Origin of the sequence: Nocardia elegans NBRC 108235 (genome assembly GCF_001612845.1) — a bacterium.
In the GTDB taxonomy this organism is placed as follows: Bacteria; Actinomycetota; Actinomycetes; order Mycobacteriales; family Mycobacteriaceae; genus Nocardia; species Nocardia nova.
In genome coordinates, this window is the sequence record NZ_BDBF01000091.1 from 1 (window position 1) to 14,980 (window position 14,980).

Here is a 14,980-nt window from a genome sequence, read left to right on the forward strand (position 1 = left end):
TGAGACTTTCGGGTGGATACACGAAGTACTGCACGGATCAGAGTTGCCGGATCGCGCAATTCAGCCCCCACGGGGCGGCGGCCAGTTATCAATCCGGGGCCCCGGCGTTCTGTCCTCTGACACCTCAACTGACACACCCACGGGACGCGGCTTCAAAATCGGGCTGTCAGGATCACGTTCGGCCGCGGCAGCGATCCGGTCCGCCGACTCCCGATCCATCGGTTCCTTGCCCATGAACTCCTCGAAGGGATGGGCCAACGCCCGCGCAGTACCGGCAGAACCTCGCTCGTGTCGAAAGGCTGCCCAGGCGTGGCGGATCGACGACGGTCGCTTCACCACCTGGGTAGACCAGACACAGCGTGCATGGCGGATTCCGGCCTCTGCGATACCCGTTGTCACCGAAACGGCAACGGTCGACTGTCACTGTTACCTCTCGCTAATTCCGAGGCGCGCTGACCGTCGAGAACGTGGGATAGAGCTTGGGTAGAAACACGCAGCTTTTCGCGAGCGATGCACCATTGTGGAGCCCATCCGGGCACTTCCGCCCGAACAGTGCCAAGCGATACTCGCCGAGGCCATCGCGTTCGAAGTGCGCAACCGTGGCGCCGCCGCCCTCGGCGGCGGCCCATACATGGTTACGCTCGAGTACGGCCGACCACCGAACCACATCCTCCACTTGCTGATCTCTTTCTTCACCTGTGGACTCTGGCTCCCAGTATGGCTGCTGCTGGCCATGACAAGTCATACGTCGCGGCGCATTCTCCGAGTCGACGAATATGGGCAACTGTGGTGGGTCTGAACACACCCGCCGGGCCACGAGCCCATTGCATAAGCGCTGATCATGTGCAGTGAGGCTCGACTTCAGTGCTGATCGTAACGGGTCTGATAGTCCGGCTGCGGCTGTCGGGCACGGCTGTTGGCCGTGAGCACATCGCGCGCGGCGAGCATTTAGATTACGTTGATATGCGCATCTATACATTGCCGAGGGTTTTCATCCGCCAGTTGAAGTGGCGACTTCTGCTGAAAGAACGCCTCAGTTGGTCCAGACCGCCGAACCGACCGGCACTGCGGGCTGGGAGAGCATTGGGGAGTGGCGCCTGCTGATTCGGTAACGCCGGCGCGGTCGGCGGAGACATCAGGTTGTTGGAGCGGGTCGCCTACCGCGGCCGCCACTTTGCACGAGGGGAGTTCCGCTGTCTGGCAACAATGAACGTCATCTTATCGGCAACAGCAATGGCGACCGGGTGTCGCTGTTCTTCGATGGTCGGGTCAAAGTTTGGTCGACGACTCACTTGTGGTCTGTCATGGATCGGCGCCGTCACAGCGCCCTTGGAGAGATGATCCTGCTCGGGGTCGGGCAAGAGCTCGCGGTGCCGGGGCCGACTGAACGGCAACAGCGTCCTCAGATTGAAGTGATGCTTGATCCGGGTGCTGGCCATGTCGTCGCGTCGACGATTGCCGGGGATAACGGCACCTTTGTTCAGCTCTTCCATGATGGCGGCATCGCCGTCGGTAACGATGGGCGCGACATCGGGCAGATCCTGAACGCTGGGAGAGAAGCCAGCCCGGCTCGTAGACGCAATGGGGTCGGCAGCTCGGTGATGATCGCGTTCGACGGCAGCTACCGGCCTCGAAATCTCCGAGAAGCGGACCGGTACTTGGCCATTCCGGAAGTGACGCCTCCGGTGGCATTTCGGCTGTATCCGGACGAGTTCGAGATTGTATGAGCGGTCGGTCCCTGCACTCTCTGCTCCAAAATGCTCGGCAGGCCGTGGTGCCGTCGGCATAACCGGCTGGACTGAGGAGCCGGGCCAGTGTGGTGGAGCCGTCGCCGTCTTCCGAGTGTCGGCTGGCCGCACGTCACCACGCGTATCCACAGTCGCGGCGGCCGCGGAGCGGCGGCGTGATTTGCGTTGATTACCTTCTCAAGTCTCGGGTGCGTGGCCCGGAAGGTCTGAGTTCTCGGCCTTTGAGGCCTTTCGGGTCGACTGAGCGTGGAGCGCCGCTGTTCGTGCAACGGTTTTCCATCGAGACCCGAACTTCTCGGTCAATTGCTCGACCTCGGCGATGAAGTCGGTGAACCAACCGACCATGAGTAGTTGGTGGTGGTGTTGTGTCTTCTGCCGCGGCGCGGCATGGTGCGGGTGATCAGGCGGTCGTTAGTCTATTCGGCGGCGGATCCTGTTGTGCTGGCGCAGGCTCGGGCGACGATCGTGGTGCCCCGGAGGGGTGCGTGGCAGGCGCGTTACAACGCCTATGGCGTTGTGGTGGACAGCCATGAGGTGGCGAAGCTGCGCACAGACAGGACCGCGGAGGTGTCGTTGCTTCCAGGGACGCATAGGGTTGAGTTGACCGTCAACTGGTCGGTGGCCGATCGGCATCCATCAACCTTGTAGTGATGAGCTCTGCCAAGTAGCGTCATGATGCTTGGCCCGAAAGTTGAAGGCAAACAGGGGGTTTCGAGGTGCTTGTGGACATGGATATCGCACTGTCCGCGGGAAGCGCAAATCCATACTGGTGGGCGCAACCCCTCGCGACAATTTTCGCTGCCGCTATTGCCCTGTTAGCAGCATGGATTGCCTGGCGAAACGTAACCCGCCAGCTGGGCAACGAACGACGGAAGGAGCGCCGGGCTGAAAGGCTAGCGGCGGCCGTCGAAGCCGTGGAGGCTATGCGGGAAGGGCTGTTCAATATTCGGCAGCGCAAAGCCGCTGGGCAACGTGATCGAAAGCATCGAACCGAGGAAACCCGCGAAGCGCGCAGCGACTGGGAGAAGCAAGCGGCCTCTCGACACGCCCGAATCGAGATTGCTAAGGCCCGACTCCAACTGCTCGACATGAGTGGAGCGGCGCCCGCTTTCGAGCAGGCATGTCTCGCATTGAATAGGTACTCACGGCAAGGCGGCCAGAATCCGGAACTGTTCGCCGCAGCGGAAGCAGCGATCCGGGATTTAACCAGCGTGCTGGCATCGGAACTCGGTGTTCTGCCGCCGGAACCACTTCAGGTTCCGCAGAAGTGAGTAAGGCTTGTTCTGTGCCCGTTCGATGAAGCAGCGTCAGTGACCCGCACCGCAACGGCGATAGCGCGATACCAGCGTCCGGCAATGCCGCATAGCGCGCGGTTCGAAACGGCCGCGGTCGCTTTCAAGGCTGATCGAAGTGGGCTGAACTGTGCTGCGGTTCGCTCAACAGTGATCCGGATGCTTCCGTGAACTTAATTGTCATGAGGTAGGGGCTCTTCCAGAGGTGGATCCGAACGTAGGGTGTCGAGTTCGATTCCTGCCGCCGTCCGTTGGTGCGTGGTGTCGCTCTGGGTGAGCTCGTCTCTTTGACGCGGGCGTAGCTGACCTGGAGGCCCTCGACTTAGCTGGCCTTCGCGTTGGCTTCGATGATGCGAGCTTCGAGATTGTCGTGGATCTCTTCGAGTCCGGGTCGCTGGGCGGGGCCCGGCCTGAGGAACGAGCATCCGACGCAGGCGTGCTCTTGGACGCAGGCCGTGGCGAATGCTCGGGCGCGTATTCCGACCGAGACTTTCACGGGTTGGCGTCGGCTGTTTGCTCCGGCGTCGGCCCGGCAGGAAGTGTTGCCGTGACTCTTCCCGTTACCTCGATCAGGTCGTCGCCTGGTGCCGCCGAACCACAACACTTCTGTGCCGCTGGCGGGGTCGCATACCGTTGGACGGCTTCGGCGGAGGTAGTGGATCCTTCGGGCGCGATCGAGAGCCTCGACGTCGCTTATGCGGGCTCGCCGGCAGCCGTCGGAGGGGTTCGAAAGGGACGATAATTCCGTGACGTCCTGTCGACGTTCTGTAGGTTCCCGGAGAATCGGTGATCGGCCGCTATCGGCAGCCCTAATCCACTGGTTCATGCTGTGCGCAATACTGCTGACCTGGGGTTTAGTCCATCCTGCGGCGCCTGTCAACCAACGATCCGGACGACCAGGGGATCGCCTACCAACACATCGATCGCATCCTTCGATGCTACTGATGACCGGTTGGTTTTGTCCGGCGAAGCGGCGCGACCTGCGGGTTCGTGGTTGTTGATAAGTGTTGCCGGTTGGTGTTTGTTGCTGTTTGTGGACCTGTGACGTCCTGTGGACGTCCTGATACAGCCGCCGTTTGCCGACGTCCAGTGCTATTTTCGAGACGTTTCGCGCCGACAGCTCTGTGGCACGGCCTGGCCCGATCGGTGAGAGAGGTCGTTGCCGCGCATGGCCGATGCTGGGCCGCGGCCGGTCCGAAACGGCAAACCCTCGCCCGCGAGGCCACCACGCTGGAACGCTGGCATGCGGTGCACGGCCTGCTCGACCAGGGCGTCGGACTGCTGGACTGCGCCCGCCGCCTCGGCCTGGCGTTGAACACCGTGAAACGTTATGCCCGCGCATGTGAGCCAGACCAGGTGCGCCACCCACCGTATTACCGGGCCTGCTTGGTCGACCCCTACCGCGACCACCTGCGCCGTCGCCGCGTCGAAGAGCCCGGCGTCCCGGTCCTGCACCTGTTCCAGGAAATCACAGCACTCGGATACACCGGCAGTCTGAACTTGCTACACAAATACCTCAACCAAGGCCGCGCGGAGAGCGAGCGCATCAGCCCTTCATCCAGGCGGCTGACCTCATGGATCATGAGCCGGCCCACCGCTCTTCCCGCCGGGCGCCGAACGCATTTGGGCGAACTTGTCGCGGCCTGCCCCGAGATGGCAGACCTGGCCCGCCTCGTCGGTGAGTTCGCCGCGATCCTGGCCGAACGGCCAGGCAGCGATCTCGACGGATGGATGAAGCAGGTCCGTGAAGCGGGACTGACCGAACTCGATCCGTTCCTGCGCGGCCTCGATCAGGATCACGACGCCGCGGTCGCCGGTCTGACAGTGCCCTTCAGCAATGGTCCGATCGAAGGTGTCAACACGAAAACCGAACTGATCAAGCGACAAATGTATGGCCGGGCCAGCTTCGAGCTACTCCGACACCGCATTCTGCTGGGATAGCCTCGCCACCAACGAAATTGAGCAAGAGCCGTTGTTTGTTCCGACAGTCCCGGCGGCACGGCCGGGCGGCTGCGCCCGCTGTGTAAGTTTCGGTTCAGAGGCCCATGTCCTTGGCGATGATGGTTTTCATGACCTCGCTGGTTCCGCCGTAGATTCGGTTGACGCGGTTGTCGGCGTAGAGGCGGGCGATGGGGTATTCGTTGATGAAGCCGTAGCCGCCGTGCAACTGGAGGCAGCGGTCGATGACGCGGGCGGCTACTTCGGTGCAGAAGAGTTTGGCGGAGGCGGCGTCGGCGGGGGAGAGTTCCCCTGCGTCGAGGGCTTCGAGGGCGCGGTCGACGACGGCTTCGGCGGCGTCGATCTCGGCGCGGCAGGCGGCCAGTTCGAATTTGGTGTTCTGGAAGCCGGCGACGGGCTGGCCGAAGACGTTGCGCTGCTTGGTGTATTCGGTGGCGAAGCCGATGGCGGCTTTGGCTTGGGCGTAGGCGCCGATAGCGATGGACAGCCGTTCCTGGGGCAGGTTCTGGCCGAGGTAGGAGAAGCCTTTGTTCTCTTCACCGAGGAGGTCTTCGACCGGGACGCGGACGTCGGTGAAGGTGAGTTCGGCGGTGTCGGAGACCTTGAGGCCGAGTTTGTCGAGTTTGCGGCCCACCGAGTAGCCGGGGGAGGCGGTGTCGACCACGAGCAGGGAGATGCCGTGGCGGCGGTCGTCGGGCTTCGGCGCGGCGGTGCGCGCGCAGACGATCACCCGGTCGGCGTGGACTCCGCCGGTGATGAAGGTTTTGGCGCCGTTGAGGATGTAGTGTGTGCCGTCGGCGGAAAGCTTTGCGGTGGTGCGCATTCCGGCCAAGTCGGAGCCGGTGCCGGGCTCGGTCATAGCGATGGCGAACATGGTGTCGCCGGTGACGAATCCGGGTAACCAGCGCTGCTTCTGCTCGTCGGTGGCGAGCTTCTTCAGATATGGCAGGCACAGGCTCACGTGCACGGTCGAGCCGCCGAGGGAGACACCGGCGCGGGCCGTTTCCTCGATGAGGATGGTTTCGAAGGTGAACGACTCGATGCCCGCGCCGCCGTACTGCTCGGGCACCTCGATGCCGAAGATGCCGAGTTCGGCGAGTTTGTAGTAGAACTCGCGGGGAACGATACCGGCCGAATACCATTCGTCGTAGACGGGGACCACTTCTTCTTCGATGAACGCGCGGACCGTCTTTCGAAAGGAATCGTGGTCGGCGTCGAAAATCTTGCGCTGCATGGCTTTTGGCTGCTCCTTGGGTTGGGACGTATGCGGTCGTGGAATGGTCGGGGGCCTTACCTCCCGGTGTAGCTCGCGTTGCCCGGGCCGACCTGGAGGAAGCTGGCGACCGCGCCTTGCAGGTCCTCGGTGGTGAACAGCTCACCCGACACTTGCGGGGTCACCAAATCTGCTTGTGCCACACCGCTGGAACGCCACGCGGCCACGATCTGCTTGGTCGCGGCGTGCGCCCGGGTAGGGCCGTCGGCCAGGCGGGCGGCCAGCTCTCGTGCGGCGGTCTGGACGTCGTCGTGGACGGCGTTGACCACACCCCAGTCGGCCAGGGTCTTCGCGTCGTAGAGATCGGCGGTCATCACCAGTTCCCGGGCACAGCCCGAGCCCGCGCGCTCGGCGAGGCGTTGCGGGCCGCCCATGGACGGGGTCAGCCCGACCACGGTCTCCACCAGACCGAATTTCGCGGTGGGCGCGGCCAGGATGATGTCGCAGGCCAGCGCGATCTCGAAGGCTGCGGTGAGGGTCAGTCCATGCGCGGCGAAGATCACCGGGCAGGGCAGTGACTCGAGCGGATGGATGATCCGCTCGAACAGGTCGCGCCACAGCTCGATGCCCTGCTCGGCCGACAGTCCGTCGAACACACGGACGTCCACGCCGCCGGAGACGACCTCGCCCGCGGCGCGCAGCAGCACCGCGCGCGGCGGGGCGGCGGCCAAATCGGCGATATCGGCGGCGATCGACTCCATCAGCGCCTTGCCGAACAGGTTCAGCGGCGGGTTGTCGATGGTGAGGACGGCCAGTTCGGCGCCCGATTCGGTTTCGACGCGGCTCAACCGGCTTCCGGTCGAGGTGCTCGAATCGCTTATGGCCGTTCCTTTCTCGTGGCTGGGATCCGGTACTGCGATCGACCTTTTGAGGACCTTGCCCGAGGCGCTCTTGGGCAGGGTGTCGAGGAACCAGACATGGCGCGGGTATTTGTACGGCGCCACACGGGCTTTCACGTAGTCGCGCAACTCGTCGGCGGATGCGTCGTGGCCGGGGCGCAGCGCGACCGCGGCGCCGACCTCTTCGCCGTGGGTGGGGTGAGGGAGGGCGAGGACGGCGGCTTCGTGCACGGCGGGGTGTTCGTAGAGCACTTCCTCGATCTCGCGGGGGTAGACGTTGAATCCGCCGCGGATGATGAGGTCCTTCTTCCGGTCGACGATGTAGTAGTAGCCGTCGTCGTCTCGGCGGGCGAGGTCGCCGGTGTGGAACCAGTCGTCGCTGTCGAATGCCTCGGCGGTGGCGTCGGGTCGATTCCAGTAACCCTTCATCACGTTGTGTCCGCGCACGCAGAGCTCGCCCACCGTGCCGGGTGCGACGGGGCAGCGCTGCTCGTCGACGATCCGGAATTCCACGCCCCGGATCGGTGTGCCGATCGAGCCGGGGCGGGCGCTGCCCATGAGGTTGAAGCCCGCGACCGAGGAGGTTTCCGACAGGCCGTAGCCTTCGAAAATCGTGTTGCCGAAACGTTGCTCGAAGGAGCGGAGAACGTCGGTGGGCAATGAGGCCCCGCCGCTGATGCAGGTGCGCAGCGTCGCGGTGCGGTCCGGGTCTGCCTCGGGCATCCGGGCCAGGGCGGTGTACATGGTCGGGACGCCCGCGAACACCGTCACCTCGTCGCGCGCGATCGTTTCCAGAACAACCGCCGGTTCGAAGCGCGGAACCAGGGTCACCAGTGCTCCGGCGGTGACCGCGGTGGTCAGCACACACGACAGACCGAAGATGTGGAACAGCGGCAGGACTCCCATGATCACGTCGCGCGGGGTCAGTGCCAGCAGGTCGTCGACGAGAAGGCGCGCGTTGCCGTGTAGGTTGTCGTGGGTCAGCTCGGCGCCCTTGGGGGCGCCGGTGGTGCCGGACGTGTAGACGATGACCGCGGTGTCGGTACCGGAGCGGGAAACGGCCTGTGCGCGAATATGATCGGACAGAGCGGCGAGCAGTGCGTGATCGACGTGCTCGACGCGGCAGCTCGCCGCCGCTGTTTCCTGCTCGGGTACCGATGCGTGCGCCCACAGCAGTGTCATCCCTGAATCGGTTGCGTAATGGGCGATTTCGCGGCTCTTGAGCAACGGATTCATCGGCACCACAACCGCACCGAGGCGGAGCGCTCCGTAGAACAGGACCGGAAATTCGAGGACGTTGGGCAGCATGAGCCCGACGCGGTCGCCCGGTTCGACGCCCATCGAGGCCATCAGCGCTGCCGCGCGTGCCGTCAGGTCCTCCAATTCGGTGTAACGGATCGTGTGCTCGCCGGATCGCAGAGCGGGCCGGTCGGGATGTTCGGCGGCGGTGCGGGTGAGGGTTTCGGTGAGGTCGCTCATCGTGGTTCTCCTGCCCCGAATCGGACGCGGGTTCGTTCGTCCAGCCAGGTATCGAGGTGGCCGTAGGCGCGTTCGCGCACGTCGGGCAGGGACAGGAACACGTCGTGGCGAGCATCGTCGATCGGAATCACGGTGGTGTGGATTCCCAAACGGCCGGACCACCGGGCGATCTGGGCGACGTCGAGCACGGTGTCGGCACGGTCGGCGGCGGCACTGTAAGCGCGCGAGAAGTGGGTCTTGTCCGAATGCAGCACGAGGGCGGGAACACCTACGTTCACGCCGCGATGCAGGCGAGCGTGGCCGCGGCGGATCGCGTTGAGCCAGCCCACGGTGACGGGGAAGCCCGCGCGCGGCTTGAGTTCGAGGTCGTAGTCCCACTCTCCGGATCCGTCGACATGCAACGAATCTCCGTAGGCGGTGCTAGCGGGCAGACTCAATCGCCGCAGGGGCAGCACAGGTGCGAGCCCGCGCAGAGCCCACGTGAGCGGACCGCGCATCTTCGCCGAGCCTTGCAGGTCGAACCATGGGCTGTTGAGCACCAGTCCGGCGATCGGATCGACGCCGGCGCGCTGTCGTCTGCGGTCCAGCCACAACGACGCGATCAGCCCGCCGGTGGAATGGGCGAGCACCAGGATCGGAATCGCGCCGTGCTCTGCGATGATCAGCTCGACGGTGCGCTCGATCTCCTCGTCGTAGGTCTCGAGCCGCGAGACGTAGTGGGCGGTCTGACCCGGCTGCCGGGCGCGTCCACTCTTGCGCAGATCCAGGGCGTAGAAGGCCTGGCCACGGGCGGCGAAGAACTCCGCCAGATCGGTCTGGAAGAAGTAGTCCGAGAACCCGTGCAGGTACAGGACCGCGCCCCCGACCGTGTCGCCGTCGCCGGGGTCGCGGCGGACCACGACCGCTCGCACATCGCCTTCCCCGTCGGGGTCTTTGCCGAGATCGAGTGTCCGGCGGGTGTATCCCGGCCCCAGGATGTCGGTGTCCCAGCCGGATCCCTCGAGTGAGTCGGTTCCGGCCATCACACGCTTTCCTCGACCAGATCCGCGCGGTCACAAGCACTTTCAGGACGCGTGCCGATCAGGGCTCGGTCCAGTTCGGTGCGCAATGTGACTGAGTCGAGCGGATAGTTCTGGCGCACCCGCCGCGGGGCGCGATCGCTCTGGCGCGGCGAGCGGAACAAGGTTGCCATGCCCCCGAGTCTGCTGCCGAGTCGGTGGGCTAATCTTGCCTCGCTGCGACAAGTTCTTACCCCATGGCGACATTCCGGAGGGAAGGGGGCACATGTGGATTACGTCCGCTCGGCGGGACTACGGGGGTTGCGTGCGGTAGTCGCCGAACTCGGCGGGGATGCCGAGCAGTACACCCGCTGGGCCGGGCTGCCTGCCGCCGCGCTGGACAGCGACGATGTACTCGTTCCTGGGAGGGCGATGGCCGAGTTGCTCGAGTTCGCCTCGGCCGATCTCGGCTGCCCCGATCTGGGATTGCGGCTGGCTGCGCGGCAGGATCTGACCATGCTGGGTTCGCTCGCCGTGGCGATGCAGCATTCCGCTACCCTCGGCGACGCGATGGAGTGCACCTCACGGTATTTGTTCGTGCACGCTCGCTCGCTGCGTCTCACCGTAGGCGCCGATCCGCGCGGAAACCGGGACGTTGCCGGGTTGTACTACGGTCCGGCCACCGCCGAAGGGCCGGTTCAGGGCACCGATCTGGGACTGGCCTTCACCCACCGTGCGGTCACATATCTGCACAAGGGCGCTTATGGGCTGGCGGGCGTCGAACTGCCGTACCGGCCGCCCGCGTCCGGGCGGATCTATCAGGAATTTTTCGGGTGCCCGGTATATTTCGGGAAGATCGGGCACCGCGCGGCCGTGCTACGGGTTCCCCGAAAAGTGCTGAGCTTCAAGCTGATCGGCGTGAACGACAACCTGCGTCGCCTCGCGCTGGCGTTCTTGGCCGAACAGGCGCCTGCGCCGACCGCCACGTCGATGCGCAGCGAGATCGCGCCTCGCGTGCGGGCCATCGTCCGCGAGTCGGTCGGCACGCGGACGGTCGATGTGGCGGCCGTGGCGCGATTGCTGTCGATGCACGAACGCACCTTGCAGCGGCGCCTCGCGCAGGAGAACACCACGTTCGCCCACCTGCTCGACGACGTCCGGCGCGAGACCGCGCACCGCCTGCTCACCACCACCGACCTGCCCCTGGGCCAGGTGGCCGGCATGGTCGGTTTCGCCGAGCAGTCGGGCCTGTCGCGCGCGGCACGGCGATGGTGGAACGTCGCCCCGCGTGAGGTCCGGACTCGGCACTCGGCCGAACGCTCGGCGCGGTTTCTCGGTGCCTGCCCCGCGGAGTGACCAGTCGCGCACCGTCCGTCTCGCGGCGGGCGATGTAGCTCTTTGTGGCTGTGTCCCAGCGCAATCGGGCAATGACGACGGTGTAAAGGGCGGAGTTGGCTTGGCGGTCACCGCCGCGGTTGAGCCGCCGACGGACGGTCTTGCCGGAGGAGGCTTCGATCGGGCTGACACCGCAGAGGGCCGAGAACGACACTTCGCTGCGGAGACGGTCAGGGTTGTCGCCGGCAGTGATGAGCAACGTGGCCTCGGTATCGGGACCGACGCGGTAGCAGCTGCACTACGTGCTGCGTCAACTGCTCAGCCGAGGGCAACGGCCGACCCGTGTCTGCCTCGTACGCCGTGGTGACCGATGTCGAGCCGGTCCGGTTGGCTTGGCGGCTACTTCACGACAGTAAGGAGCACTGCGCTGTCCTCGACAGCTTCGAGGCCGTGCCGGGCCTTCGGCACGACGATCAGATCGCCACTGCGGCCTTCCCACTCCGTACCCTGACTGTGCAGCCGCACCCGGCCCTGCAACACGAACATGGTTGCCTCGCCTGGGTTTTCGTGCTCAGCCATCGACGTGCCCGCTGTCAGGGCAATTATGGTTTGACGCAGCCGATGCTCGTGGCCGCCGTACACCGTCGCGGCGCTGCGCCGTGCCGACGCCGACTTGGCACGGTCCAGCTGTTCGCGAGCGAGGGCATCCAATGAGAATTTCTCCACCGAACCCGTCCTTCCGTTGTCGTCTGGCCCTGATCCGATCGGTATTACTTGACTCGATACCACAGTGGAGAACGGCTCGGTCTCGCCGCGGGTGCGCCGGGCCGGGTATTCGAAATTCGGGCGCCGGTCGTGGGCTCACTGTCGGTTGGTGGCTGCCAGTTTTTAGGAGGTTGCAACGCTCGCGCGGAGCATCGTTCCCGGCGCGGCAGGACCGATCCCCTCGGTGCACCGGTTTCGCGCGGCTCACCGGCGGGTGAACCTGAGCACCTCGTCGAGAGGATGTCGAGGGGTCACGGGTGGTCTCGGTTCGTCGTCTGGGGATGCGCCGACGCGGATGAGAACCTGCGGGAAAGCGCGGTGAGGTAGTAGTGCCGCCAGTGCTCGCCGGCCTGCCGGGAGTTCGGTGACATGTGTGATCGGGCACGTGGACAATTCGGCTGCGGCGCATTCGAGCAGTACTGCCGACAACGCCTCACCGGTATGCAGCCACTGCTCGAGCGAGTCGTCAGGTGAACTCAGCACGATGAGCCGTGCGTGGTCGGTGAGATCGGGCCGCCGCATCGAATGCGGCGCGCGCGGAAACGCTCGGCCGATATCGACGTGGGAAAATTCGGCATCGGAGACGAGGACACTCGGCGGGACGCCCTCGGTCCCACCGGAATGTCCTGTCCACCAATGCAATTCGTCTTGGTACATCGGATCGTCTTGTCGAGCGGCCGATGCGATGTCCGACACCGCCGCGACCCGGGCGCGGATGTCCTCGGCGAGGGCGTCGCAGAACAGACCGTGCCGGGATACCAGCTGCTTCAGCCGAGGGACCACCTGGTCCCAGTTCTGTGGCTCGTACATCGGCAACCGATCGGTGTACCTGAGGTCGATGGCTGCGGCTCGCTCCGCGATCCCGGCAGGGGGCTCTCGCCAAGGACGGAAGGTGACGGCCGCGAGATGGTCCGGCTGGGCCCGGTCCGGCAGGCGCACGGTGTCGGTATGCCAGCCGAGCGCCGCGAACGCCGTGCGAGCGTGGTGGAGCACGGCACCGCAGCTGATAACTCGTTCGCGCCCGTGCGGATCGGTGGCCGGCAATATACGGTCGGGATCGGCGAACAGGTCGAGTCCGGTCCCGTCGAAGACCCACCGCCACGGCTGAGTGTTGTGCACCGAGGGCGCCCGCTGCGCCCTCTCGATGACAGCCGACACGATCGCGTCGGTCGGCGTGCCGAGGGTTACGGAGTTCTTTGCCATCGCCATAGAGGTCAGTCTCACACCGGGCTCATCCGGAAAGAACCGGCGTTTCGCCCCCAACGAGTGGGTCGTTGGTCCCTTCCCGTCGTGTCACGGGTGAATCCGGTGGGACATGACGATATGACCTGTCCGCCAATGCAATTCAGCGTGGGGCGCGATATCGACGTGTTCGGTTCGGATGTGCGCGAGGAACCAGCCTGCCGATCCGGTCCCGATCAGGAGTCGAGCAGGCGCTGCCTGGCTAGTCGTTCGCTCAGTTCCGGAATCGCTTCGCGGGGTGTTCCGGCCAGGTCATCGATGCAACGCCGGACGACTTCGGTGACCGTATTGCGGGACAGCCCGTGTCCGAATTCCCGGATCAGTCGTTCGACAACGTGGTCGACGACAGATCGCTCGGCTGATGACCGCACGTGCCGGGCAACTTGCCCGGGCTGCCGCGACTGCAAAGTCGCGCGCTCGGCGAGAGCCGCGGCCGAGGCTGGCCGGCTGCGCCGTTGCGGCCGCGGCTCAAGCATCTGTGGTGGTACGGCATCGATCCGGCGAGCGATCTGCGGGCGCGCGGGGCCGGCGAGCGGGTCGAACCCAAGTTGCTGGGCTGTCAAAGCATCTCCTCGAGAATCTCTCGTCCTCCTGCCCGTCACTATCGCTGGACCCCGTCTCCCGCGCATAGTGTCGAAGGTCCCGAGGCGCCAGGGGCCGTGCCGAGCTGCAAGGAGTCGTTCGGTGCTGCCGATGACCTCGGTCTTGAACAAGCCGATGATCGATTCCGCCAGAGCGTTGTCATAGGCATCCCCGTCCGAACCTATCGACGCTGAGCCCCTGTAGAGCAAGGGATTCGGTGAACTGCACGGAGGTGTGTTGCGACCCGGCGCCGATGTGGTGGATCAGTCCAGGCTAGATCGGGTGCCCGTAGTGGTCACGCCGCCACACGGCCATGTTGAGTGCCTTGAACACCAGCGCGGTCTTCAAGACCGAGGTCATCAACCGGCACGGCGCGTTCAAGACCCTCGCCGAGGTCGAATTCGCGCTCATGGCATGGGCGGACTGGTACAACAACGCCCGCCTCCCTCTGGACGAGACCCGTGAGCATCCACACACGGCGCCGTGGCGTAACGGGGGCTGATGCCGATCGATATGCATGCGAACCGTTGCGGTATCGGACTCGAGGGGGACTCATGCGTACCAAGTCACTGATTGTCGCGGGCTTCGCGGCGAGCATCGCCATCACCGTCAGCGGTTGCGACCGGGCCTCTACCCCGGGGTCGCTGTCCACAACCACTCCGGCGGTCCAAGCTTCGCGGCCGCCAGCGCAAACTGGGCAACCCGCTCCATCGAGACACGCGACCGAGCCCGGCGGCAGCGCCTCCGAGACGTCCGAGACTGTCGCCGTGCCGGCGACCGGAACCGCAGCCGCCGAGCCGGCTACTCCCGCTGACACCGCGTCGCCGAAGTGCGTGACTGCCCAACTCCGTTTGGATAAGGGGGTCGGTGGCCCGGTGGGAGGGGACTGGTTCCTGAGGTTCATCAACTCCAGCTCGCGAACCTGTGTCGTGCAAGGTTTCCCGGGGGTCTCGCAAACCAACGGCCCCAGCGGTGACCCGGTGGGCGAGCCCGCGGTGCGGGACGAGGGTCCGCAGGCGCCCAAGCCCGCTCCGGTCACGCTCGCGCCGGGCGGGGCAGCCCAATTCGAGTTCATTACCTATCCCAAGCAGATCAACGATTGCGCAGCCCTGCGCACCACCACCCTGCGTGTCTATCCGCCCGACAACACCGAATCGCTGTGGCTGCCGTGGGACAACTTGATCTGCCCGAGCCCGCAGCGCATGCTCGTCGTCCGCGCGATCACGCCGCTATAGGCGCAGCTCCTGATGGGTACTTCCTCCTCGATGGGATCCGGTTTCCCCGTTCCCTGTGGGGCTTCGACGAAGAAGTCGCAGGCGGTGCCGCACAGCGATCGCCTGTGGGGCAGCAGGAGGTCATGTCGGCGGGCAAACTGTTGCGGAATACGAACGGGCGCACCGGGACCGGCAACGGCTGCCCACCACCGGCGCGGCGGGCGCGGCCGACGACGCTTTCAACCCCGGCGCAC

General features: G+C 65.2%; 13 protein-coding genes and 4 pseudogenes. 7 read left to right on the top strand and 10 right to left on the bottom strand.

The genetic code is table 11. The features are described from left to right. Positions 1-1,244 precede the first annotated feature (1,244 nt). From NE2_RS33950 to NE2_RS33960, 4 genes and pseudogenes are all read left to right on the top strand, one after another. On the top strand, positions 1,245-1,727 hold the full coding sequence (locus tag NE2_RS33950) for a hypothetical protein (protein WP_063032800.1): 483 nt from the start codon (positions 1,245-1,247) through the stop codon (positions 1,725-1,727). Between the two features lie 372 nt (positions 1,728-2,099). Continuing rightward, positions 2,100-2,396 (top strand): hypothetical protein, encoded by a 297-nt coding sequence (locus NE2_RS33955; protein WP_146165399.1) that lies wholly within the window; start codon positions 2,100-2,102, stop codon positions 2,394-2,396. 80 nt (positions 2,397-2,476) lie between these two features. Continuing rightward, a complete protein-coding gene (locus tag NE2_RS36135) occupies positions 2,477-3,019 on the top strand; it encodes a hypothetical protein (RefSeq protein WP_146165398.1) in 543 nt (180 codons plus the stop codon). Positions 3,020-4,162: 1,143 nt separating this feature from the next. Beyond that, positions 4,163-4,981 (top strand): annotated as a pseudogene (locus NE2_RS33960) (ISL3 family transposase); the annotation flags it as partial. Between the two features lie 94 nt (positions 4,982-5,075). Here NE2_RS33960 and NE2_RS33965 read toward each other — a convergent pair. The 5 genes and pseudogenes from NE2_RS33965 to NE2_RS36140 form a co-directional block, all read right to left on the bottom strand. Next, positions 5,076-6,233 carry an acyl-CoA dehydrogenase family protein gene (locus NE2_RS33965; RefSeq protein ID WP_063032806.1) on the bottom strand — a complete coding sequence of 386 codons (1,158 nt, stop codon included), beginning with the start codon at positions 6,231-6,233 and terminating at the stop codon, positions 5,076-5,078. A gap of 56 nt (positions 6,234-6,289) precedes the next feature. Further along, entirely contained in the window at positions 6,290-7,093 is an 804-nt protein-coding gene (locus NE2_RS36510) for an enoyl-CoA hydratase/isomerase family protein (protein ID WP_167356824.1), read from the bottom strand. A gap of 66 nt (positions 7,094-7,159) precedes the next feature. Next, positions 7,160-8,590: pseudogene (locus NE2_RS36515) on the bottom strand (long-chain-fatty-acid--CoA ligase); the annotation flags it as partial. Further along, positions 8,587-9,612, bottom strand: a complete 1,026-nt coding sequence (locus NE2_RS33975) for an alpha/beta hydrolase (protein ID WP_063032808.1) — start codon at positions 9,610-9,612, stop codon at positions 8,587-8,589. The pseudogene NE2_RS36515 and the gene NE2_RS33975, both read right to left, overlap by 4 nt. Further along, positions 9,612-9,782 carry a hypothetical protein gene (locus NE2_RS36140; RefSeq protein ID WP_157110999.1) on the bottom strand — a complete coding sequence of 57 codons (171 nt, stop codon included), beginning with the start codon at positions 9,780-9,782 and terminating at the stop codon, positions 9,612-9,614. The genes NE2_RS33975 and NE2_RS36140 overlap by 1 nt, the downstream gene beginning before the upstream one ends. A 94-nt stretch (positions 9,783-9,876) precedes the next feature. Here NE2_RS36140 and NE2_RS33980 point away from each other — a divergent pair, with 94 nt between their 5' ends. After that, positions 9,877-10,944, top strand: coding sequence for an AraC family transcriptional regulator (locus NE2_RS33980; protein WP_063032810.1), 1,068 nt, complete (start codon positions 9,877-9,879; stop codon positions 10,942-10,944). 10 nt (positions 10,945-10,954) lie between these two features. Here NE2_RS33980 and NE2_RS35345 read toward each other — a convergent pair. From NE2_RS35345 to NE2_RS37400, 5 genes and pseudogenes are all read right to left on the bottom strand, one after another. Beyond that, positions 10,955-11,206: pseudogene (locus tag NE2_RS35345) on the bottom strand (transposase); the annotation flags it as partial. 116 nt (positions 11,207-11,322) lie between these two features. After that, on the bottom strand, positions 11,323-11,649 hold the full coding sequence (locus tag NE2_RS33985; RefSeq protein ID WP_063032812.1) for a cupin domain-containing protein: 327 nt from the start codon (positions 11,647-11,649) through the stop codon (positions 11,323-11,325). Between the two features lie 243 nt (positions 11,650-11,892). Next, entirely contained in the window at positions 11,893-12,891 is a 999-nt protein-coding gene (locus NE2_RS33990) for an Acg family FMN-binding oxidoreductase (RefSeq protein ID WP_233429972.1), read from the bottom strand. 215 nt (positions 12,892-13,106) lie between these two features. Further along, the gene (locus NE2_RS37760) at positions 13,107-13,559 is read right to left on the bottom strand and encodes a three-helix bundle dimerization domain-containing protein (RefSeq protein WP_373862301.1); all 453 of its coding nucleotides are present in this window, start codon (positions 13,557-13,559) and stop codon (positions 13,107-13,109) included. Positions 13,560-13,577: 18 nt separating this feature from the next. Further along, positions 13,578-13,782 (bottom strand): annotated as a pseudogene (locus tag NE2_RS37400) (IS3 family transposase); the annotation flags it as partial. Between the two features lie 55 nt (positions 13,783-13,837). On the opposite strand from NE2_RS37400, the gene NE2_RS34000 reads away from it, so the two are divergent. Both NE2_RS34000 and NE2_RS35350 read left to right on the top strand, forming a co-directional pair. After that, entirely contained in the window at positions 13,838-14,014 is a 177-nt protein-coding gene (locus tag NE2_RS34000) for an integrase core domain-containing protein (RefSeq protein ID WP_167356823.1), read from the top strand. Positions 14,015-14,066: 52 nt separating this feature from the next. Continuing rightward, positions 14,067-14,747 carry a DUF4232 domain-containing protein gene (locus NE2_RS35350; RefSeq protein WP_084494525.1) on the top strand — a complete coding sequence of 227 codons (681 nt, stop codon included), beginning with the start codon at positions 14,067-14,069 and terminating at the stop codon, positions 14,745-14,747. Positions 14,748-14,980 lie beyond the last annotated feature (233 nt).